The sequence below is a fragment of the Stenotrophomonas sp. Steno-C17 genome, assembly GCF_056393165.1.
In genome coordinates this window covers 52,374-74,555 of record NZ_JBWJPD010000006.1, presented here as the reverse complement: position 1 = coordinate 74,555, position 22,182 = coordinate 52,374, and the positions used below count along the sequence as shown (strand labels likewise).

The following is a 22,182-nucleotide window of genomic DNA, read 5'->3' as shown; positions in this document are numbered from 1 at the left end:
CGCTGTTCTGTAGAGTCGAGCCATGCTCGACTGCGGTTCCATGGAGTCGAGCACGGCTCGACTCTACAGAAACGCATCGCCACGATCTCTGCCACAATCGCGCTCCTTTCCCGCACCTGTGAGGCCCACCATGGGCAAATTGACCCTGGCCGGCATCGACAAGCTGCGCACCCGTTTCGCCGATGACGCCGCCTGCGATACCGCTCTGGCCGCCTTCGCCGACGCCGCCGCCCTGCGCGCGCCGTTGCGCGAACTGCTGGACGCCGAGCACCGCTTCCTGCAGGCCGAATTCGAAGTGGCCCAGGTGGCCGACGTGCTGCGCCGCGACCAGAAGTACGCACCGGTGGGCCGCCCGTCGGTGCACATCGTGCAGCTGCGCAAGCAGCAGGCCGCCACCAAGCAGGCCGCCCTGATCGCCCGCCAGGTGGTGGCACAGGCCGCGCAGACCTTCGTGCGGGTAAGCGGAATGACCGTGAAGGCCAAGCAGAGCCCAAGCGACGCGTGCGCCGCATGGTTGATCGCGCAGCGGTGATTGTAGGGTTCTGGAAATGACCGGCGGGCTATGGAATGACCGGCGGGGTTCCGGAGATCGACGACGGGGTAGAGTCGACTGTTAGTCGACTATCGCGCGCAGCGCGGGGTTTTGGCATCCCGCGAAGAGCAGTCGACTAACAGTCGACTCTACCAAAGCAGGATTCCGCGCGGCCAAGATCCAAAGCAGGTTTCCGCGCGGCCCCAGCCCAAAGCAGGTTTCCGCGCGTTTGCCCGCAGAGCGTGCGGACCAACGGTCCGCACCCACCAAAGCGGTTTCCGGTCCGCCCCCAAACAAAGCGGTTTCCTGCGCTACCCCAAAAAAGAAGGCCCGCTTTTCAGCGGGCCTTCTGCCTTCTCACGACGAGTGAGCGGGTTACATCAAGCGGCCGGCTTTTCGCCGGTGGCTTCGGTGGTGATGCGGATCTTCACTTCATCGCTGACGTTCGGGGCGTACGCGCCCACGCCGAAGTCGCTGCGCTTCAGGGTGGTGGTGGCGTCGAAGCCCGCCGCCGGCACCTTGGCCATCGGGTGCTCGCCACCGCCGTTGATGGTCACGTCCAGGGTGACCGGCTTGGTGATGCCCTTGATGGTCAGGTCGCCGGTGACGGTCAGCTTGTTGGTGCCGGCCGCTTCAACCTTGGTGCTCTTGAAGGTGGCATCGGCGAACTTGGCGGCGTCGAAGAAATCGGCGCTCTTCAGGTGTTCGTCGAACTTGGCGGTGAAGCTGTTCAGGCCGCTCAGCGGCAGCTTCACTTCCACGGTGCTCTTGGTCACGTCGGCGGCGTCGTACACCAGGGTGCCTTCGACGTTGCCGAAGTGGGCGCTGGGGTTGGAGAAGCCGAAGTGGCTCCACTGGGCCAGCACGTCGGTGTGGCTCGGGTCCAGCTTGTAGGTGCCCGAGGCGATCTGGATCGCTTCGGCAGCCGGGGCCGCAGCAGCGGCGTCGGCAGCCGGGGTGGCGGCCTGTTCGGTGGTGGCCGGGGCAGCAGCATCGGCGGCCGGGGCAGCGGTGTCGGCCGGCTTCGAGCAGGCGGCAATGGCCAGGGTCAGGGCCAGCGGCAGCAGCAGTTTACGGGTGGCGCTCATCAGGAAACTCTCCGGATCGTAGGGTGGGTACACGGTGCAGCAGGGGCCCGCCAAGGTGGCTGGGCCGAAACCGAGACAGCGACTTACGCGATGCGCGCCGCTTCGTCGAACGACAGACGCGGCAGACGGGGGAACAGGCCCGAGGGGTCACCGTAACCCAGGTTGACCAGGAAATTCGACTTGATGCTGGTGCCGGCGAAGAACGCTTCGTCCACCTTGGCATTGTCGAAGCCGGACATCGGGCCGGCATCCAGGCCCAGCGCGCGCGCGGCCAGGATCAGGTACGCACCCTGCAGGCTGCCGTTGCGGAACGCGCCTTCGTGGCGGCCTTCACGCGGGCCGTCGAACCAGGCCTTGGCATCGGTGTGCGGGAACAGGTACGGCAGCTTTTCGTGGAAATCTTCGTCGAAGGCCACGATGACGGTGACCGGCGCGGCCAGGGTCTTGTCATGGTTGCCTTCGGACAGCGCCGGGGCCAGCTTGGCCTTGGCTTCGGCCGACTTCACGAAGACGAAACGCGCCGGGCTGCCGTTGGCGGCGGTCGGGCCCCACTTCAGCAGCTCGTACAGCGCGTGCAGCTGGCTGTCGTCCACCGGCGTGTCGGTGAATGCATTCTGGGTGCGGGCGGTGCGGAACAGCTGGTCCAGTGCAGCAGCGTCAAGCGCGTGGGACATCGTGGATCTCCAGGGCAGCAACAGGGAATAGGGCGAAGCAGCGCAGGGGCTGCGGCGCGAAACAATGAGCCGCAGTGTAGAGTGTCGCGACTGTTGCAACACCCAGCAGGGCTGAAACGAATTAATGCCAATGGTGAAACGATCGAGCGCGCCGTGGACGATCACCGACGGCCGTGCAGGCAATGTGCGCCAGGCCGTGGCGCTGGCCTCGGCCCTGCGCCTGGGCACCCACCGTCCCTTGGTTCTGCAACCGCGCGCGCCGTGGCGCTGGCTGTCGCCGCGCCGTCTGCCGGGGGATGTGCAGGGCTACGGTGAGGCATTTGCGACATTGGCCGCCGATCCGCCGCCGCTGGCCATCGGGTGTGGCCGCCAGGCCGCCGGTGCACTGCGCGTGCTGCGTGCCCGTGGCAGCCAGGTGGTGCCGATTCTGGACCCGCGCATCGGCGCCCGCCATTGGGATCTGCTGGTGGTGCCCGAGCACGACGCCCTGCGTGGCAGCAACGTGCTGACCCTGCTGGGCAGCCTGAACCCGGTGGACGATGACTGGCTGAGCCTGGGCCGCGCCGCCTTCGCCGACTTCGGCGCCCTGCCCGGCCCGCGCACGGCACTGCTGGTGGGCGGACCGACGCCGCTGGCGCCGTGGGACGAGGCGGGCATGGTGCGCGTGTTCCAGACGCTGGCCGAACAAGTACGCAGCGAAGGCGGCAGCCTGCTGGCCACCACCTCGCGGCGCACGCCGCCGGCGCTGGCCGAGCTGCTGCGCGCCAGCTTCGCCGATCTGCCACACGTGATCTGGGGCGACGGCGGCGATGGCGTGAACCCTTACGCCGGCCTGCTGGGCTGGGCGCAGCGGGTGGTGGTATCGCCCGATTCGGTGAACCTGCTGTCGGAGGCCTGCGCCACGCGGTTGCCGGTGGCAGTGGCGCTGGCCGACACCGCGCAGGGACGGTTGGCCCGCTTCCAGCAGCAGCTGCACGCGCGCGGGCGGCTGCAGACGCGTTGGCTGGACTGGCACAGCGCACCGATCGAACCGCTGCGCGAGACCGCGCGGGTAGCGGCCGAGGTGAAGGCCCGGCTGCGGCTGGGCTGAGGCCCGGCGCGCCACAACAACGCCGCCACGGCCATTGGGTATGATCGGCCACGCGGGGCCCCCCCGCACCCGCTCGCTCCATGGAGGAACAGACGATGCGTACCCTGCCCTGCACCGCCGTAGCCCTGGCCCTGGCCGTGGGCCTGCTGTCCACCGCCCCCGCCGAGGCGCGGCGCGTCTACCGCATTGTGGACAACGCACCGGCACCGGTACGCCTGGATGTTTCGCCGGGCCTGGCCGCCAGCATGGCCGCCGCCGATGAAGCCGCGCGCAACCCGCGCCCGGGCCAGGCGCCGGCCACCCCGTCCAACGGCGCGCCGCCGCCCATGCAGGTGGTGTCGATCGGCACCAACGTGGATGGCGAACGCGAAGTGCTGCTGCAGGAGCCGGGACAACCGGGCAACACCGCCGCGGTGCGCTGGTCGAACCAGTCCAATGATCCGTCGGTGCTGTTCCATGTGGGGCAAACGGTGCAGTTCGACCACACCGCTTCGGACCAGGGCCGCGAAGGCCTGATGGCGCGTGATGCGCAGGGCCGCCCGCTCACCCATATTCCCGAACCGGCGCCGCAGGGCTGGAACCCGCAGTACTGAGGTCACCGTGCCGCCTGAACGGCGGTTTTTGGCTTTGCCGCAAGGCGGGGGGATAATGGGCGATTCCCTTGTCCTTCCGGCTCGCCATGTCCGTGCGTCCTGCCCCTGTGTTTGCCCCGCTGACCCCGCGCGCCCTCGTGCTGGCGGTGCTGGCCATGGGCGCGGTGGTGCTGCTGTCAAACGTACTGGTGCAGTACCCCATCAATGACTGGCTGACCTGGGGTGCCTTCAGCTACCCGGTGGCGTTCCTGGTCAGCAATCTGATCAACCGCCGCTTCGGCCCGGGCCCGGCCCGCCGCGTGGCGTGGATCGGTTTCCTGGTGGCGGTGGTGTTGTCGGTGTGGGTGGCCACTCCGCGCATTGCCATTGCCTCGTGCTCGGCGTTCATCGTGGCGCAGCTGCTGGACATCACCGTGTTCGACCGGCTGCGCCGTGGCAGCTGGTGGCGCGCACCGATGGTGGCCACCACCTGCAGCGCCACGGTGGACACCACCATTTTCTGGTCGATTGCCTTTGCAGGTTCCACCCTGCCGTGGGTGAGCTGGGCCGCCGGCGACCTGGCCGTGAAGCTGGCCATCGGCGTGTGCCTGCTGGCCCCGTTCCGCGCGTTGCTGTGGAAGATGGCCCCGCTGCGCAGCGAACTGCGCTGAGCGCGGGTTCCCGGCCGGCCACATGACCCGGTAGTGGCCAACCTTGGTTGGCCCCCACTTGGCGCGTGGTGGGTCCCGACCGTTGGTCGGCACGCTCGACACCGCCGCATCACCTGCCCCACGCTATGCCGATGGAAACGGACGCCACTTACAAGATCGCCGTGGAGCGGCATGTGCGTGAACACCTCAGCGCCGTGGCGGCGCAACACGAGGGCCTGCGCGCACGCGGGCTGGGCCTGGTGCTGCGTGACGGCCGCACCGAGATCGCCAGCCTGACGCTGCAGCCACTGCGCAATGCCGGTGGCTGGTCAGCGACCATGGCGGTGCAGTGCCCGCAGGCGCTGGCGTTCTGCCAGCAGTGGGCCGATGGCACGCCGACCACGTTGTTCAACCCACAGCTGCTGATGGCCACCACATCATCAGGCGGCGGCATGCCGGGTTTTGCGGACCACAGCGGCGCCATCGTGCGCGCCGGCACCCGCGACGCCGACGCGCTGGCCCTGCACCTGGTCGAGCGTCTTACCGCCAGCGGTCTGGCGCGGGCGCAGGCATGGCGTACCGCATCGCTTTCCCTGATCGACGACGTGGTGGCCCACGCCGCGTTCTATGCGTGGCCACTGCAGACGGTGCTGTACATCGCCCACCGCAACGGCCTGCACGCCGATGACCCTCGCCTGCACGATGCCCTGCAACGCCGCGCGATCATGCGCCGTGGGCAGCGCGATCGGGCGTTGGTGGAACAGGTGTTGCCCGCCGGCCACATGACCCGGTAGTGGCCAACCTTGGTTGGCCTGCGGGTTCCGTGCGTGCCAACCAAGGTTGGCACCTACCAAGAGCGGGTTCCCGGCCGGCCGCATGACCCGGTAGTGGCCAACCTTGGTTGGCCCGCGGGTTCCGTGTGTGCCAACCAAGGTTGGCACCTACCAAGAGCGGGTTCCCGGCCGGCCGCATGACCCGGTAACGGCAACCCCAAAGCGGGTTGCCCGCCGGCCGCATGACCCGGTAGTGGCCAACCTTGGTTGGCCCACGCGGTCTCTGCGTGCCAACCAAGGTTGGCACCTACCAGGAGCGGGTTCCCGGCAGCGGGTTCCCCGCACGCCGCGGATCACGCGAACGGCAATCCGGCGGCCACGCATGCGGCGGTAATCACGCTGCAGGCGTCTTCAATCGCGGGGGTTGGCGGGGCCAGGCGCGGGCGGCGATCCAGCGTGCAGGCCAGGCCCACATCCAGCAATGCGGCATGCGCGCCCTGCAGTTGCTTCGCGGTAGCGGCAGGCAGAAACTCCGCCACCGCCAGTGCGTCGATCAGCGAGGGCGTGTCGCGCGGCTGCAGCAGCGCGGGCTGCTGTGCACTGCGCGCCAGCACGCCGGTCTGCAGCAGGAATTCCAGATCCACTACGCCACCACGCCCCTGCTTCAGATCGAAGCGGCCGGCATCACTGCGGTCCAGTTCGCTGCGCATGCGCCCGCGCATCTTCAGCACGTCGGCATACAGGGTGTCCGGGTCGCGCACGCGGCCCAGGGTCTGCCCACGCACCTGTTCGAAATCGGCCAGCAGACTGGCATCGCCGGCCACGCCGCGCGCGCGCACCAACGCCTGGTGTTCCCAGGTCCACGCACGTTCGCGCTGGTATTCGGTATAGCTGGCCAGCGAGGACACCAGCGATCCCTTGCCGCCATCGGGGCGCAGGCGCACGTCGATGTCGTACAGGCGGCCGGCGGCGGTGACCGCACCCAGCAACGCCATCACCTTCTGCGCCAGGCGCGCATACCAGCGGCCCGGTTCCAGCGGGCGCGGGCCATCGCTGGCTTCCACGCCGGGCGGGTGGTCGTGCAGGAACACCAGGTCCAGATCGGAACCGAAGCCCAGTTCCAGACCGCCCAGGCTGCCGTAGCCGATGATGGCAAAGCGCCCGCCGGGCACCTGGCCGTGGGCGGCGTGCATATCGGCCTCGGCCAGGGCGAGTACGGTCATCACCACCGCCTGCGCCAGTTCGGCCAGCTGGCGGGTGCTGTCCACCGCGCCCTGGCGGCCATCCAGCGTGGCCATGGCCATGCGGAAACTGAGTGCCAACCGCGTTTCGTTCAACCAGCGCAGCTGCGATTCGGGGTCTTCCACCGGCAGCACCTGCCGGCATTCGGCCAGCATGCCGGTGAAGGCCGGCATCGGCCCGGACACGCGCACGTCCAGCAGTTCGTCCAGCAGCAGCGGGTAGGCGGCCAGGCGCTCGGCCAGCAGCGCGCTGCGCGCCAGCACATCCACCAGCCGTGCCAGCGCGCTGGGTTGTTCGTCCAGCAGCGCCAGATAGCTGGTGCGGCGCAGGACCGCCTGCAGCAGGCCCAGCACGCGCTTCAGCGCGGCATCGGGCTGCGGCGAACGGGTGGCGGCATGCAGCAGCGCCGGCAGCACGCGATCCAGGCGCGCGCGGGCGTTGTCCGAGAGCGCCTTCACGCCGGTGCTCTGGGCGAAATCGCGCAGCGACTGGTCGGCACCGTTGGCATCGAAGAAACCGGCTTCGGCCAGCAGTTCGGCGTTGCTGCCTTCGGGCAGGCTGCGCCAGTAACTGGCCAGCGCGTCGGGCGCGGCCTGGCCTTGGCGCGGCGCCAGCAACGCGGCGAATTCGGTACTGACCCGCTGCTGCTGTTCGGCCAGGGCGGCGCGCAATGCGTCCCAGTGCGCGTAGCCCAGGCCGCTGGCGATGCGCTGGCGGTCCAGCGGGTCGCTGGGCAGCACGTGGGTCTGGGCATCGCGCAGCATCTGCAGGCGGTTTTCCAGCCGGCGCAGGAACAGGTAGGCCTCGCGCAGCGCCGCGCCATCGTCCGGGGCGATCTGCCCGGCGTTCACCAGCGCCTGCAGGGCCACCAGCAGGCGACGCTCGCGCAGCACCGGCTCGCGACCACCGCGGATCAACTGCAGCGCCTGGCACAGGAATTCGATTTCGCGGATGCCACCGGCACCGCGCTTGATGTCTTCGTGCAGCTCGCGCCGCGCGACTTCGGCGGTGATCGCCGCCTTCATCTCGCGCAGGCCGTCGAGCGCGGTGAAATCCAGATAGCGCCGGTACACGAACGGGCGCAGGCTCTGCAGCCAGGCCTCGCCGGCGGCGATATCGCCGGCAACGGTGCGCGCCTTCAGCCAGGCGTAGCGTTCCCAGTCGCGGCCTTCGCGCTGGAAATACTGGTCCATGGCGGCAAAGGACAGCGCGACCCGGCCGGCACTGCCGAACGGGCGCAGGCGCAGGTCCACGCGGTGGCTGAAGCCATCGACCGTGGTGTCATCCAGCAGTTTCGCCAGGCGCTGGCCGAGGCGGGCGAAGTATTCCTCGGCGGCCAGCGGGCGCGGGCCGTCCGATTCCCCGCCGTGCGGGTAGGCGTAGACCAGGTCGATGTCGGAACTGAAGTTGAGTTCGCCGCCGCCCAGCTTGCCCAGGCCGAACACCACCAGCTGCAGCGGCTGCCCGTCGGCATCGCGCACCACGCCGTGGCGCTGGGCGAATTCCTGCTGCAGCGCCTGCAGGGCCAGCCGCAGGCAGTCTTCGGCCAGCACGGTGGCGCCGGCCAGGGTCTGCGGCACGTCGTCCAGGCCGGCCAGGTCGCGCCAGATCAGCCGGGTGGACATGGCCGTGCGCCAGCGCCGCAGCTGCGCCGGCCAGTCGCTGGGCTGCAGCGGGTCGAGCACCGGCGCCGGCACCGGCGGGCAGCCCGGCGCGGCCAGCTGCGCCAGCAGGCCGGGTTGGCGCACCAGGGTGTCCAGGGCGAAATCGCTGGCCACCGCCAGTTGCGCCAGGAACGGCAGCCGTTCGGCGGCGATGGGCTCGGGCAAGGCCTGGGCCAGGCGCGCCAGCGCGCGGTCTACCAGGGGCTGCAGGGAAGCGGGCACTTCGACAGGGGCAACGGTCATGCCCCGATTCTCGCGGGGTCGGATCCCTTTGCCAACGGCAAAGGGCTCTGACCCCAAGGGGCCGGCATTGGCACGGCCGTAGAGTCGAGCTTGCTCGACTGGCCTTTCCAGAGCAGTCGAGCAAGCTCGACTCTACGGGGGCGCATCAGGATCCCACCCCGCCTCTGCGTATTCAGCTTGGGTGCCGGGCAATAAAAAAGCCCGCTTGCAGCGAACTGCCAGCGGGCTCTGCTCCCTCCCCCACGTCGGGATGCAGGGCCATCGTGCGGGCTGCGGACGGACAATGCACGCTGCACTGCAAAACAAAACTGGTGGGTATGGTAGCCGCGGCCCCGGAAAAGCCATTCCACGAAGGTAGAACGCCCCGTACCGGGGGGGATGGCCGATAATCGAGCTTTCCCCCCAGAAACACTGTCGTCATGTCTGTTGATCGCATCGCCAACGCGCGTCTTCGTGACCGCGTGGTCTCTGCCGAGGCCGCAGCCGCGCTGATCCAGCCCGGTGAAACCGTGGCCATGAGCGGCTTCACCGGCTCTGGTTACCCTAAGGCCGTTCCCGTGGAACTGGCCCGCCGCATCGAAGCGGTGCACGCCCAGGGCAATCCCTTCCAGATCAAGCTGATGACCGGCGCCTCCACCGCGCCGGAGCTGGATGGCGCGCTGGCCAAGGCCGATGGCATCGCCATGCGCATGCCGTTCCAGAGCGACCCGGATGCGCGCAACCGCATCAACGAGGGCAAGCTGGATTACATCGACATCCACCTGAGCCACGTGGCCCAGCATGTGTGGTTCGGGTTCTACGGCGAGATCGATACCGCGGTGATCGAAGTGTCGGCCATCCGCGAAGACGGTTCGCTGGTGCCGTCCACCTCGGTGGGCAACAACAAGACCTGGCTGGACCTGGCGAAGAAGGTGATCGTCGAGGTGAACGAGTGGCAGCCGGCCGGCGTGGATGGCATGCATGACATCTACTACGGCACCGCCCTGCCGCCGCACCGCAAGCCGATTCCGCTGGTGAACGCCAACGACCGCATCGGCGATACCGCCCTGCGCTGCGACCCGGACAAGATCGTGGCCGTGGTGCGCACCAACGGTCCGGACCGCAACAGCCCGTTCAGCCCGATCGATGCCACCAGCGAACAGATCGCCTCGCACCTGATCGAATTCCTGAAGCACGAAGTGAAGAAGGGCCGGCTGCCGCCGAACCTGCTGCCGCTGCAGTCGGGCGTGGGCAACATTCCCAACGCCGTGCTGGCCGGCCTGGCCAAGAGCGGTTTCCGCGACCTGGCCGCGTTCACCGAAGTGATCCAGGACGGCATGCTGGACCTGCTGCGCGACGGCGTGCTGAGCTATGCCTCGTGCACCGGCTTCGCGCTGAGCCCGCAGGCCAACGAGACGTTCAAGGAAAACATCGACTTCTACCGCGAGCGCATCATCATGCGCACGCAGGAAATCTCCAACCACCCCGAACTGGTGCGCCGCCTGGGCTGCATCGGCATGAACGGCATGATCGAGGTGGATATCTACGGCAACGTCAATTCCACCCACGTGATGGGCACGCGCATCATGAACGGCATTGGCGGTTCCGGTGATTTCGCCCGCAATGGCTTCCTGTCGGCGTTCCTGAGCCCGTCCACGGCGAAGAACGGCAGCATTTCGGCAATCGTGCCGATGGCCAGCCACGTGGACCACACCGAGCACGACGTGTCGGTGATCGTGACCGAACAGGGCCTGGCCGACCTGCGTGGACTGACCCCGCGCAAGCGCGCGCAGGTGCTGATCGACAACTGCGCGCACCCGGATTTCCGCCCGCAGCTGCAGGATTACTTCGACCGCGCCAGCCGCGAAAGCTACGGCAAGCACACCCCGCACCTGCTGCCCGAAGCGCTGTCGTGGCACCAGCGCTGGCTGGATACCGGCACGATGAAGGGTATGTAGCGTCGAGCCATGCTCGACGGCTTTCCTGTGCAGCCGAGCATGGCTCGGCTCTACAGGGGGCGATCGCGCTGTCACCCTTCCCAGCGATAGCCCACGCCGTAGATCGAGCGGATCCAGTCTTCGCCGCCGCCATCGCTCAGCTTGCGGCGCAGGTTCTTCACGTGGCTGTCGACGGTGCGGTCGGTCACGATGCGATGGTCGGCGTACAGCCGGTCCATCAGCTGGTCGCGCGACCACACCCGTCCGGGTGTGGTGACCAACGCATGCAGCAGCCGGAACTCCACCGGCGTCAGGTCCAGCCACTGGCCCTGCAGCGACGCGCGTGCGCCGGCCTCGTCCAGCTGCAGGCCAGGCGGTAGCGCCTGCCCCGCACGCGTACCGGCACGGCGCAGCACGGCACCGACCCGGGCCACGACCTCGCGCGGGCTGAACGGCTTGCAGATGTAATCGTCGGCGCCCACCTCCAGGCCCAGCAGGCGGTCCACCTCTTCCACCCGCGCGGTGACCATGATGACCGGCACATCGCCGGCCGCACGCAGATCGCGGCACAGCGCGATGCCATCGCGGTTGGGCAGCATCAGGTCCAGCAGCACCAGCGCCGGTTGCAGCCGTGCATAGGCCTGCATGACCTGTGCACCGTCGGCCACCCATTCGCTGCGGTAGCCGCTGGCCTGCAGGTAGTCGCACAGCACCGCGGCCAGGCGCGGTTCGTCTTCCACCACCAGCACGCAGTCAGCGCCGCCGCTCATGCGCGCACCGGCAGGCTGAACACCACGCGCAGGCCACCCAGCGCTGACGCTTCGGCATGCAACTGCCCGCCATGGGCCAAGGCGATGTTGTGGCTGATGGCCAGGCCCAGCCCGCTGCCACCGCTGGCACGGCTGCGCGAACCTTCGGCGCGGTAGAAACGTTCGAACAGGCGGGCGCGCTTGTCGGCGTCCACGCCCGGCGCACTGTCTTCAATGATGGCCACGACCTGCTCGTCGTGCCGCTGCACGCTTACCTGCACCTGGCCACCGCGGTCGGTGTAGCGCAGTGCGTTTTCCAGCAGGTTGGCAAACAGCTGCTGCAGCCGACGCTCGTCGCCGCGCACCGGAGTGGGCGCGCGACTGTCGAGGAACTGCACCTGCAGCCCGGCATCGGCGAAGCGCCCGCGCATGCCGGCCAGCGTGGACTGCAGCACACCGGCCAACTGCAGTGGCGCGAAGCGGTAGGCCAGCGCGCCGGACTGGGTCAGCGACAGGTCGTGCAGATCGTCGATCAGCTTGCCCAGCTGCTGTACCTCGAACTGCAGCGGCGCCAGCGTGTCCGCGCGCATCGGCCGGATACCGTCCTGGATCGCTTCCAGTTCCGCGCGCAGCACGGCCAGCGGCGTGCGCAGTTCGTGCGAAATGTCGGCCATGAAACTGCGCCGGTTCTGTTCGGTGTGCTCCAGCGTGTCGGCCAGGCGATTGATGTCGTGGCCCAGCCGCCCCAGCTCGTCATCGCCGGTGCGCGCGGCGCGCGCGCTGAAATCGCCTGCGGCCAGCTTGTGGATGGCCCCGGTCAGTCCGCCCACCTGGCGCAGCAGCGCGCGTGACAGCAGCCAGGCCAGCAGCGCGGCAATCAGCACCGAGGCGATGCCGCTGATCCAGCGCCCGTGCGACTGCTCGCGGGCAAAGCGGACATCGCCGGCGGCAATGGCCTTCTCGAAGGGAATCATTACCAGCCAGCCCACGGTGCGACCGCCGGCCTGCACCGGCAGGCGGATGCCATCCATGCGCGCCTGCGGGTTGCCCGCCAGGTAGCGGCCCTGCAGGTCCAGCGCGGCAAAACGCAGCACCGCGCCGGTCTGGTCGGACACCGGCGGCGCCCGCAGCGCGTCATCGGCGGGCGGTGCGGCCAGACGCATCATGTCGAACCAGGCATCGCGGTTGCCGCGCAGGAACGCCCAACTGCCATGCCGCGCGTAACCGGCCTGCACCTGCGGCAGCACTTCGCGCATGCGGCTTTCGCCCTGTTCGTTCAGATAGCCCAGGAAACCGCGCTCGAACAGGTACCGGCCAACCACGCCGTTGACCGCCAGCACCAGCGCGCAGGCGGTCAGCACCATCAGGAACAGCTTGGCGGGGGTTCCCAGTCTCATTGCCGTCTACTAAGCCGCATGCGCCGGGCCCAGCGCAAGGGAAAACGGCGGCGTTCAGGCAATCTCCCCATTTGCTGCACATTTGCCCACCAGCATGGCAAGCCTCGGAAAACCCATGGGGTGGCCAATGCCTGCACTGCACCGTCGTACCTTGTTCCGCCTACCCTGGCGCTGGATGCCGGGCTCGGCCCTGGCCATGGCCCTGGTGGCCTGCAGCCCGGCGCAGCCGCCGGCCCAGCGCGAGACCGAAGTGGTGGCAACGCCCATCACCACCGGCGCGCTGGCGGTGGAGCAATCGCTGGCCGGGCGCACGGTGGCGGCCATGGTGTCGGACGTACGCCCGCAGGTGGGCGGCATCCTGCAGCGCCGTGCCTTCACCGAAGGCGCCACGGTGAAGGCCGGGCAGCTGCTGTACCAGATTGATCCGCGCAGCTACCAGGCCGCCTATGACAGCGCCAAGGGCACGCTGGCCCAGGCCGAAGCGGCCGTGCTTTCATCGCGGCCCAAGGCCGAGCGCTACCGCAACCTGGTCGACGCCGATGCGATCAGCCGCCAGGACGCCGACGATGCACAGGCCACGCTGCGCGCCGATGAGGCCGCCGTCGTGGCTGCGCGTGCGGCGCTGCAGACCGCGAAGATCAACCTGGATTACACGCGGGTGACCGCCCCCATCGACGGCCGCATCGGCACGTCCACCTATACCCCGGGCGCGCTGGTGAGTGCCGGCCAGGAAACGGCATTGGCCACGATCCAGCAGCTGGATCCGATCCACGTGGACGTGAGCCAGACCAGCGCCCAGCTGCTGGCCCTGCGCCGACAACTGGACAGCGGTGCGCTGCAGGCGGTGGATGGCAAGGCGCAGGTGCGCATCGTGCTGGAAGACGGCAGCACCTATGCCCACACCGGCACCCTGGAAGTGGTCGGCACGGCAGTGGATACCGGCACCGGCAACGTGACCCTGCGCGCCACCGTGCCCAACCCCGAAGGCCTGCTGCTGCCCGGCGCCTACGTGCGCGCGATCCTGCCGATGGCGGTGGACCCGAACGCGATCCTGGTGCCGCAGAGCGCGGTCACCCGCAACACCAAGGGCGAGGCGCAGGTGAAGCTGGTCGGCAGCGACGGCAAGGTGTTGGAACGGGTGATCCAGACCCGCAGCGCGCAGGGCGACCAGTGGGTGGTCAGCAGCGGCCTGCAGGCCGGCGATCAGTTGATTACCGAAGGCGCCAGCAAGGTGTCCGCCGGCCAGACCGTGAAGGTGGCACGCGCCGGCACAGGCACGGCCACGCCCAGCAGCGGCACCGCCGCGCCGGCCAAGGACTGAGCCATGTCGCGCTTCTTCATCGACCGTCCCATCTTCGCCTGGGTGATCGCCATCGTGATCACCCTGGCCGGCCTGCTGGCCGTGTTCACCCTGCCGGTGGAGCAGTACCCGGACATCGCCCCGCCCAGTGTGTCGATCCGCGCCACCTATACCGGTGCCTCGGCGGAAACCACCGAAAATTCGGTCACCCAGGTCATCGAGCAGAACATGACCGGCCTGGACAACCTGATGTACATGTCGTCGAGCAGCTCATCGTCGGGCAGCGCCAATGTCACCCTGACCTTCGCTTCGGGCACCGACCCGGATACCGCGCAGGTGCAGGTGCAGAACAAGCTGCAGCAGGCGCAGTCGCTGCTGCCTGACGCCGTGCAGAGCACCGGCGTGACGGTCAGCAAGTCCTCGGGAAACCTGTTCATGGTGCTGGCCTTCACTTCCGATGACGGCAGCATGGACGGCACCGATATCGCCGATTACATGGTGTCCTCGCTGCAGGACCCGCTGAGCCGGGTGAGCGGTGTGGGCAACGTGCAGGTGATGGGTTCGGAGTACGCCATGCGGATCTGGCTGGACCCGGAGAAGCTGCGCACGTACTCGCTGATGCCTTCGGATGTAACCGCGGCCATCCAGGCGCAGAACAGCGATGTGACGGCCGGCTCACTGGGTGCGCTGCCGGCGGTGGAAGGGCAATCGCTGAGCGCCACCGTCACTGCGCGCTCGCGCCTGAAGACGGTCGAACAGTTCCAGGCGATCGTGGTGAAATCCACCGCCAATGGCGCCGACGTGCGCCTGTCCGACGTGGCCAGCGTCACCCTGGGCAGCGAGAGCTACTCGGCGGTCAGCCGCTTCAACGGCAAGGCGGCCGCTGGCCTGGGCATCGAGCTGGCCTCGGGCGCCAACGCGCTGGACGTGTCCACGGCGGTGGACGCCAAGCTGGCCGAACTGCAGCCTTACTTCCCCACCGGGCTGAGCTATCACGTGGCCTACAGCACCACGCCGTTCGTGCAGATCTCCATCGAGGAAGTGGTCAAGACCCTGATCGAGGCCATCGTGCTGGTGGTGGCGATCATGTACCTGTTCCTGCAGAACTGGCGGGTCACGTTGATTCCCGCGATCGCCGTACCGGTGGTGCTGATGGGCACGTTCGGCGTGCTGTCGCTGCTGGGGTATTCGATCAACACGCTGTCGATGTTCGCCATGGTGCTGGCCATCGGCCTGCTGGTGGACGATGCCATCGTGGTGGTGGAGAACGTCGAACGCCTGATGAGCGAGCAGGGTCTGTCACCGCGCGCGGCCACGCGCACCTCCATGGGCCAGATCACCGGTGCGCTGGTGGGCATCGCCCTGGTGCTGACCGCGGTGTTCCTGCCGATGGCGTTCTTCGGCGGCTCCACCGGTGCGATCTACCGCCAGTTCTCGGTCACCATTGCCTCGGCGATGATCCTGTCGGTGCTGGTGGCCATGACCCTGACCCCGGCGCTGTGCGCGACCCTGCTGTTGCCGATCAGCAAGGGCGGCCACACCTCCAGGCCCGGACTGCTGGCGCGCTTCTTCGCACGCTTCAATCACTTCTTCGATCGCAGTGCGCAGCGCTACGAGAACGGCGTGGCGAAAGTGATCGGCCACCGCCGCGTGGGCCTGGCCGCGTACCTGCTGGTGCTGGGGCTGATGGCGGCCCTGTTCTACACCCTGCCCAGCTCGTTCCTGCCTGAAGAGGACCAGGGCATGCTGATGGTGCAGGTGAAGCTGCCCTCCGGTGCCACCCAGCAGCAGACGCTGAAGGTGATCGACCAGGTATCGGAATACGTGCAGCAACAGCCGGAAGTGGACACGGTGATGGCCGTGGCCGGTTTCAGCATGGGCGGCAGCGGGCAGAACTCGGGCATGGCCTTCGTGAAGCTGAAGGACTGGGACGTGCGCGATGCCGACGCCAACAGCATCGGCCAGCGCATCACCCAGGCCATGGCGCAGCGTTTCCGCGATGCGCAGATCTTCGCCATGGCGCCGTCGGGCATTCCCGGCCTGGGCCAGAGCGCAGGCTTTTCGCTGGAACTGCAGGATGTGGGCGGCGCCGGCCACGACGCGCTGGTGAAGGCGCGCGAGCAGCTGCTGGCCCTGGCGGCCAAGAGCGATGTGGTGCAGTCGGTGCGCTATGACAACCTGGAAGACGCCCCTACCTTCGACGTGAAGATCGATGACGCCAAGGCCGGTGCGCTGGACCTGGCGCAGAGCGATATCAACGCCACCCTGTCCACTGCGCTGGGCAGCACCTACGTGAACGATTTCGTCAACCGCGGCCGCATCAAGAAGGTCTATGTGCAGGGTGAAGCCAGCGCCCGCATGCTGCCGCAGGACATCGAACGCTGGTCGGTGCGCAACAGCAACAACCAGATGGTGTCGTTCGATGCGTTCTCCAGCAACGGCTGGAGCTACGCGCCCTCGTCGCTGACCCGCTTCAATGGCACCGCGTCGATGGAGATCAGCGGCCAGGCCGCAGCCGGGGTGAGCTCGGGCACGGCCATGGCCGAGATGGAAGCGCTGGTGGCGCAGCTTGATGGCCAGTTCGGTGCGGCCTGGTCCGGCCTGTCCTACCAGGAACGCCAGGCCGGTGCGCAGGCACCGCTGCTGTACGCGGTGTCGCTGCTGTTCGTGTTCCTGTGCCTGGCCGCGCTGTATGAAAGCTGGTCCATTCCGTTCTCGGTGATGCTGGCCGTGCCGATCGGCATTGTCGGTGCCCTGCTGTTCACCAGCGCGCGCGGGCTGTCCAACGATGTGTACTTCCAGGTGGGCCTGCTGGCCACCGTGGGCCTGGCCGCGAAGAACGGCATCCTGATCGTGGAGTTCGCCAAGGAACTGGAAGACAAGGGCATGGGCCTGGTGCAGGCAACGCTGCAGGCGGCACGCCTGCGCCTGCGGCCGATCCTGATGACCTCGCTGGCGTTCATGCTGGGCGTGCTGCCGCTGGTGATCAGCAGCGGCGCCGGCTCCGGTGGCCGCCATTCGCTGGGCACCGGGGTATTTGGCGGCACGCTGGCATCCACCGCGCTTGGCATCTTCTTCGTTCCGCTGTTCTACGTGGCGGTGCGCACCCTGTTCCCGGCCAAACCGCGCGCGGCCGACGACGACCGCGACGCCAGCGATCTGGAGGTGAAGTAATGCACGTGATGTCTGTGTCCCGACAGCTGCTGGCCCTGGCCTGCGCTGCGGCGTTGGCGGGTTGCACCAGCCTGGCACCGGCCTACCAGCGCCCCGATGCGCCCGTGCCGGATGGCTTCGGTGCCACGCCGGCGGTGGCCGTGGTCGATGACGCGGTACCGGTGGCACGCCTGGAATGGCGCTCGGTGTTCGTGGACCCGCAACTGCAGCAGGTGATCGCACTGGCGCTGGATAACAACCGCGACCTGCGCGTGGCCATGCTGAACATCGAAGCGGCGCGTGCGAAGTACCGCATCCAGCGTGCCGACCTGCTGCCCAGCGTGGATGCCAGCGCCAGCCACAGCGCCGCACGTTCCAGCGTAGCCGGCACCGACGCTGGCACCGCGGTCACCCGCAGTGCCAGCGCGCAGGTGGGCTTCAGCAGCTGGGAACTGGATCTGTTCGGGCGCATCCGCAGTCTGAAGGACGAGGCCCTGCAGACCTGGCTGGCCACCGAACAGACCCAGCGCAGCACGCGCATGAGCCTGGTGGCCGAAGTGGCCAGCGACTGGCTGGCGGTGGCCGCCGGGCAGCGCCGCCTGCTGTTGGCCGAACAGACGCTGGCCAGCCAGCGCGAGAGCCTGGCGCTGACCGAACGCCGGCATGCGCAGGGCGTGGTGTCCGGGGTGGACCTGGCCTCGTTGCAGGCCAGCGTGGAAAGCGCACGCGCCGACGTGGCGTCCTATCGCACCGCGCTGTCGCAGGCGCGCAACGCACTGGATCTGGTGGTGGGCTCGCCGGTGCGCGACGACCTGCTGCCGGCCGCCGATGCCGACCGCAGCGCAGTGATGCTGGCTCCCCTGCCGGCCGAATTGTCTTCGGCGGTGCTGCTGCAGCGGCCGGACGTGTTGTATGCCGAGCACACGCTGAAGGCGGCCAACGCGGATATTGGTGCCGCCCGCGCCGCGTTCTTCCCTACCGTCTCGCTGACCGCCGCCACCGGCAGCGGCAGCGATGCGCTGTCGAGCCTGTTTGACAGTGGCACCCGGCAATGGAGCTTCGTGCCCACCATCAGCCTGCCGATCTTCCACGCAGGTGCACTGAAGGCCTCGCTTGACCAGGCGAAGATCAGCAAGGATATCGGCGTGGCGCAGTATGAAAAGGCAATCCAGAGCGCCTTCAGCGAAGTGGCCGACGCGTTGGCGGTACGCAGCAATCTGGATGAACAGCTGGACGCGCAGCGCGCACAGGTGGCAGCCACCACGCGGGCACGGGCGCTGGCCGAGGTGCGTTACCGCAACGGCGTGGACAGCCGCCTGGAACTGCTGGATGCCCAGCGCACCGACGATGCCGCACAGCAGACCCTGGTGACCCTGCAGTTGGCCGAAGCCAGCAATCGGGTGACGCTGTACAAGGTGCTGGGCGGCGGCGCCGACGCCAACCCGGCCATGTGACGAAACACGGGGTCGGATCCCTTTCCAGCGGAAAGGGCTCTGACCCCACCCCGGCATCAACCGCGCAGCGCCGCCAGCGACTCAGCCTGCAGCCGCTCGTAGATCTCGAACTCGTCATTCACGGCCACGCCCAGCGCCTGTTCGAAGGCCTCGCGGTTGGCGTGCGCGGCATAGGCACGCTGCTCTTCGCCGCCCAGGTTCGACTGGAAAATGCCTGCGGCGCTGACCGGCAGGAAGTCTTCGTAGACGATCGGGTCGGCCGTCGCCAAGCCGGCAGCCACTAGCACTTCGGCCGGCAGATCCGCCACGCGCTCCGGCGCGGCACGCCCGGCCTCGGTCAGCTGGTAACGGTAGTAGCCCAGGCCTTCCTGGCGCAGCGTGTCATGGTCATCGGGGAAGCTGGCGAACACCGCCTGCAGGCGCTGGCCATAGTCGCCGCCGGTGCTGCCGGCACCGCCGGCGTCGCGCGCCTGCGCCAGCAGCTGGTCGTACAGCGCACGGCCCTTCGGGGTCAGCGCCAGGCCGCGCTGCTCGATCTCGCCGAAGCGCGCGGTGTGGGTGCCGGCATCGCCGCCTTCCGCATCCGGGAAATGCACGGCCTCTTCCAGCGCCTTGAAGCTGGTCTGCCGCAGCAGGATCGGGCAGGCGCGGCGCGGCGGACCTTCGATCACCGCCTTGGCCGCCATGCCCTGTTCGATCATCGCCCCCTGCGCGGCGTCGATATCCAGCGTACGCGGGGTCAGGTGGTTGATATGCGGACCGCGGAAGCTGACCACGTCGGCCACCAGCCGGTGCGCGTTGTGCAGGGCGTGGTAGGTGGGCAGATCCACGGTGGCATCGCCGTGCCAGCGGAAGGTTTCCAGTGCCTCGGCCACGAAGCGTTCGGCATCGGCCTGCGACAGGCCACCGTCACGCTCGGCCTGGTCGATCAGCGCCAGCGCGCCATCGGTGAAGATGCGGCGGCGCTCGAGGATGCGTGCCGATTCGGCGCGCAGCGTTTCATCTTCGATGAGTTCCAGCCGCAGCAGCGAGGTGAACACGCGGAACGGGTTCTGCGCCAGCGCGGCGGCAGTGAGCGGGCGGAAGGCGGTGGAATGCACCGGCACACCCGCCACCGACAGATCGTAGTAGCCCACCGGGTACATGCCCATGACCGCGAACAGGCGGCGCAGGGTGGCCAGTTCCTGCACGGTGCCGACACGGATCGCGCCATGGCGCTCTTCGTCCAGCCGCGCACGTTCGTCGTTGCGCTGCAGCTGCGCGGCCAGGGCCGGGTCGCTTTCCAGCACCTGCGTGTTGATGCGCTCCACCAGGTCCACCAGCGCGCCGTACAGCGGCACTTCGGTGCGGTACATGCGGGACATGGCCTGGGCGAACAGGCGACGGATCAGATCAGGCGAAACGAAAGAGGCGCTCATCGGTTACTCGATCACGGGAACGGGGAACAACGCGAATCCCTATTGTCGCCGCACCGCGCGGCCGCGGCGAGACGCACAGCAGCATGAAGAATATCGGTAGCGCCGGGCCATGCCCGGCGGAATACCCTGCTTGGCTGGGTGCGAACCAAGGTTCGCACCTACCGGGCAACCGCCGTGCACCGCTTTGGTAGGTGCGAACCTTGGTTCGCACCGATCTGGCAGCCGCCGGGGCAAAAGCCGTGCGAACCAAGGTTCGCACCTACCGGGCAAGCGCCGTGGACCGCTTTGGTGGGTGCGAACCTTGGTTCGCACCGATCTGGCAGCCGCCGTGGACCGCTCTGGTGCGTGCGAACCAAGGTTCGCACCTACCAGGGCAGCCGCCGGGCATGGCCCGGCGCTACCGGCCCAGCTGGCGCTTCAGGGTGGCATCCAGGGTGATCGGCCGGTCCCAGTGCTCGAAGCTGGCCACCACGGCGTGGCGCACGGCGCGCACGTGCAGATTCGTGGGTTTCACCGGCATGCGTTCGACCACCGCCTCCCAGCCGCCCTCCGGGTTCTGGCTGAAGGCACGCACGCTGTCGCGGCAGGTCTGGCCGCTGGCCTTGGCCCAGAAGCAGGCGAAGTAGATATCGCCGGCCTGCCAGCCGTGGGTGCTGAACAGCGCGCTGACGTAGGCGCGCGGCACGTCGGCATAGCGCGAGACTTCATCCAGGAACGCGTCGGGGTAGCGCTCGGCGTAGTGGTTGATGTCCTGCAGCTGGGCATCCAGCCAGCTGTCGCCGCTGTTCACTTCATAGGCCGCCGAACGTTCGGCGGTCTGCTGGGCCAGCACGGTGGCCGGCACCAGCAGCAGGATCGACAGCAGCGCGCGCAGGATCAGGTTCATGCCCCGATTCTGCCGCAGCCGCTGCGCCGTGTCAGGCTGCGGCGGCCTTGGCTTCGATGGCGGCCAGCGCGGTCGGCCAGTCCCACGCCGTATCGGCGGTGACCATGCGCGGTTCATCGTCGGCCACGCCATGTTCGGTTTCATGCGCCCAGGTCACCGCATACGGGGTGTGGATGCCCCACCCACCCAGGGTGACCACCGGCTCGATATCCGAGCGCAACGAGTTGCCCACCATCACGAACTGCGAGATCGGCAGCTCGAATTCGGCCAGCACGCGCGCGTAGGTCTGCGGGTCCTTCTCGGACACAATCTCGATGCGCGGGAACAGGTCGTGCAGGCGGGCGACGTCGATCTTCGCTTCCTGATGGAACAGATCGCCCTTGGTGATCAGCACCACCGGGTAGTGCTCGGCGATGGCCGCCACCGATTCGCGCACGCCGTCGATCAGCTCGACCGGGTGGCGCAGGGTGTCGTGGCCGATATCCAGGATGCGCTGGATGTCCTTGGCTTCAATGCGCTGGCCGGTGATGTCGATGGCTGCTTCGATCATCGACAGCGCCATGCCCTTCACCCCGTAGCCGAACACGCCCAGGTTGCGCTGCTGCACTTCCAGCAGATGGCGCGCGGTGCGGGTGTCATGCACGTCGATGTAGCGCGACAGCAGGTCCAGATAATCCTGCTCGGCCTTGCGGTAGTAGTCCTCGCTCTTCCACAGCGTATCGTCACCGTCAAAACCGACCAGGCCGATGGCGCGCGACGGCGCGGGCATGGAGGTGTTCATCGCACAAGGATACAGGCCCCCGGCACGCAGAAAAAACCCGGGCGGCCGAAGCCGCCCGGGTCCCCATGCACCGGTTGTCCCGACGGTGGTGGATCAGCGGCCCGGCGCGGTGTTGCCGCCGGCTGCGGCGCCCTGCTGGGCCGCCACGTAGGCCTTGTACTCGTCGGGGCTCAGTTCCCCGTCCTTGTTAGCGTCGGCCTGGTCGAACACCTGCGCCAGGCCCGCATTTACCTGCGCCTCGGCCTTGCTGATGGTGCCGTTGCCATCGGTATCGATGCTGGCCCAGGTCTGGCCGCCGCCGCCACCGCTGGCCTGCGCCGACGCTGCGGCCGCCGCGTTGCTGGCCTGGTCAGCGGCCTGGCCGGCCTGTGCCGCCGACTGCTGGGCCTGCGCGGCCTGGTTCTGTGCCTGCGCGGCCTGCTGCTGGGCGGACTGCGCCATGGCCGGAAGGGTGAGCAGGCTGCCAGCAGCAACGACCAGGGCGATCAGGGGCTTACGGTTGCGAATCGTCATAGGGAATGTCTCCTTTGGGTGGTGTTGCGCGGCCTGTTGTTTCCGCACGGCACCTACCCTGCCACCCCGTTTCTGAATCGATTTTGC

The 22,182-nt window shown here is 68.3% G+C and carries 18 protein-coding genes; 9 read left to right on the top strand and 9 right to left on the bottom strand.

All coding sequences use genetic code 11. From position 1 onward, the window contains the following. Nucleotides 1-130: 130 nt before the first annotated feature. A complete protein-coding gene (locus AC06FA_RS07425; protein WP_478067744.1) occupies nt 131-532 on the top strand; it encodes a hypothetical protein in 402 nt (133 codons plus the stop codon). Nucleotides 533-912: 380 nt separating this feature from the next. Here the strand turns inward: AC06FA_RS07425 and AC06FA_RS07420 are convergent, their stop codons facing one another. Both AC06FA_RS07420 and AC06FA_RS07415 read right to left on the bottom strand, forming a co-directional pair. Next, nucleotides 913-1,620: a YceI family protein gene (locus AC06FA_RS07420; RefSeq protein ID WP_108751972.1), complete on the bottom strand. Its 708-nt coding sequence runs from the start codon at nt 1,618-1,620 to the stop codon at nt 913-915. A gap of 83 nt (nt 1,621-1,703) precedes the next feature. Then, on the bottom strand, nt 1,704-2,294 hold the full coding sequence (locus AC06FA_RS07415) for a malonic semialdehyde reductase (RefSeq protein ID WP_108761050.1): 591 nt from the start codon (nt 2,292-2,294) through the stop codon (nt 1,704-1,706). Nucleotides 2,295-2,424: 130 nt separating this feature from the next. Here AC06FA_RS07415 and AC06FA_RS07410 point away from each other — a divergent pair, with 130 nt between their 5' ends. From AC06FA_RS07410 to AC06FA_RS07395, 4 genes are all read left to right on the top strand, one after another. Next, complete coding sequence (locus AC06FA_RS07410; protein ID WP_478067743.1) at nt 2,425-3,384, top strand: mitochondrial fission ELM1 family protein; 960 nt, start codon at nt 2,425-2,427, stop codon at nt 3,382-3,384. A gap of 95 nt (nt 3,385-3,479) precedes the next feature. Next, complete coding sequence (locus AC06FA_RS07405; RefSeq protein ID WP_478067742.1) at nt 3,480-3,977, top strand: hypothetical protein; 498 nt, start codon at nt 3,480-3,482, stop codon at nt 3,975-3,977. Between the two features lie 86 nt (nt 3,978-4,063). Next, the gene (locus tag AC06FA_RS07400) at nt 4,064-4,627 is read left to right on the top strand and encodes a queuosine precursor transporter (RefSeq protein WP_108748275.1); all 564 of its coding nucleotides are present in this window, start codon (nt 4,064-4,066) and stop codon (nt 4,625-4,627) included. A gap of 131 nt (nt 4,628-4,758) precedes the next feature. After that, a complete protein-coding gene (locus tag AC06FA_RS07395) occupies nt 4,759-5,400 on the top strand; it encodes a hypothetical protein (protein ID WP_478067741.1) in 642 nt (213 codons plus the stop codon). 332 nt (nt 5,401-5,732) lie between these two features. Here the strand turns inward: AC06FA_RS07395 and glnE are convergent, their stop codons facing one another. Further along, nucleotides 5,733-8,528: a bifunctional [glutamate--ammonia ligase]-adenylyl-L-tyrosine phosphorylase/[glutamate--ammonia-ligase] adenylyltransferase gene (gene glnE, locus AC06FA_RS07390; protein ID WP_478067740.1), complete on the bottom strand. Its 2,796-nt coding sequence runs from the start codon at nt 8,526-8,528 to the stop codon at nt 5,733-5,735. Nucleotides 8,529-8,947: 419 nt separating this feature from the next. Between glnE and AC06FA_RS07385 the strand changes: the two genes are divergently transcribed. Further along, a complete protein-coding gene (locus AC06FA_RS07385; protein WP_478067739.1) occupies nt 8,948-10,465 on the top strand; it encodes an acetyl-CoA hydrolase/transferase family protein in 1,518 nt (505 codons plus the stop codon). A gap of 71 nt (nt 10,466-10,536) precedes the next feature. Here AC06FA_RS07385 and AC06FA_RS07380 read toward each other — a convergent pair whose 3' ends face one another. Together AC06FA_RS07380 and baeS are read right to left on the bottom strand one after the other, a co-directional pair. Continuing rightward, on the bottom strand, nt 10,537-11,214 hold the full coding sequence (locus AC06FA_RS07380) for a response regulator (RefSeq protein WP_478067738.1): 678 nt from the start codon (nt 11,212-11,214) through the stop codon (nt 10,537-10,539). Next, the gene (baeS, locus tag AC06FA_RS07375; RefSeq protein WP_478067737.1) at nt 11,211-12,590 is read right to left on the bottom strand and encodes a sensor histidine kinase efflux regulator BaeS; all 1,380 of its coding nucleotides are present in this window, start codon (nt 12,588-12,590) and stop codon (nt 11,211-11,213) included. The genes AC06FA_RS07380 and baeS overlap by 4 nt, the downstream gene beginning before the upstream one ends. Before the next feature lie 175 nt (nt 12,591-12,765). On the opposite strand from baeS, the gene AC06FA_RS07370 reads away from it, so the two are divergent. Genes AC06FA_RS07370 through AC06FA_RS07360 form a run of 3 tightly spaced genes read left to right on the top strand, consistent with a single transcriptional unit; the run spans nt 12,766 to nt 18,497 of the window. Beyond that, nucleotides 12,766-13,911 (top strand): efflux RND transporter periplasmic adaptor subunit, encoded by a 1,146-nt coding sequence (locus tag AC06FA_RS07370; RefSeq protein ID WP_478067846.1) that lies wholly within the window; start codon nt 12,766-12,768, stop codon nt 13,909-13,911. 3 nt (nt 13,912-13,914) lie between these two features. Continuing rightward, nucleotides 13,915-17,064, top strand: coding sequence for an efflux RND transporter permease subunit (locus AC06FA_RS07365; protein ID WP_478067736.1), 3,150 nt, complete (start codon nt 13,915-13,917; stop codon nt 17,062-17,064). Between the two features lie 8 nt (nt 17,065-17,072). Then, nucleotides 17,073-18,497, top strand: coding sequence for an efflux transporter outer membrane subunit (locus AC06FA_RS07360; protein WP_478067845.1), 1,425 nt, complete (start codon nt 17,073-17,075; stop codon nt 18,495-18,497). 56 nt (nt 18,498-18,553) lie between these two features. Here AC06FA_RS07360 and hglS read toward each other — a convergent pair whose 3' ends face one another. The 4 genes from hglS to AC06FA_RS07340 form a co-directional block, all read right to left on the bottom strand. Next, on the bottom strand, nt 18,554-19,915 hold the full coding sequence (gene hglS, locus AC06FA_RS07355; protein WP_478067735.1) for a 2-oxoadipate dioxygenase/decarboxylase HglS: 1,362 nt from the start codon (nt 19,913-19,915) through the stop codon (nt 18,554-18,556). Nucleotides 19,916-20,312: 397 nt separating this feature from the next. Continuing rightward, nucleotides 20,313-20,801: a hypothetical protein gene (locus AC06FA_RS07350; protein ID WP_478067734.1), complete on the bottom strand. Its 489-nt coding sequence runs from the start codon at nt 20,799-20,801 to the stop codon at nt 20,313-20,315. A 31-nt stretch (nt 20,802-20,832) separates the two neighbouring features. Then, nucleotides 20,833-21,582 carry an HAD family hydrolase gene (locus AC06FA_RS07345; protein WP_478067733.1) on the bottom strand — a complete coding sequence of 250 codons (750 nt, stop codon included), beginning with the start codon at nt 21,580-21,582 and terminating at the stop codon, nt 20,833-20,835. Between the two features lie 93 nt (nt 21,583-21,675). Next, entirely contained in the window at nt 21,676-22,095 is a 420-nt protein-coding gene (locus AC06FA_RS07340; protein WP_478067732.1) for an EF-hand domain-containing protein, read from the bottom strand. Nucleotides 22,096-22,182 lie beyond the last annotated feature (87 nt).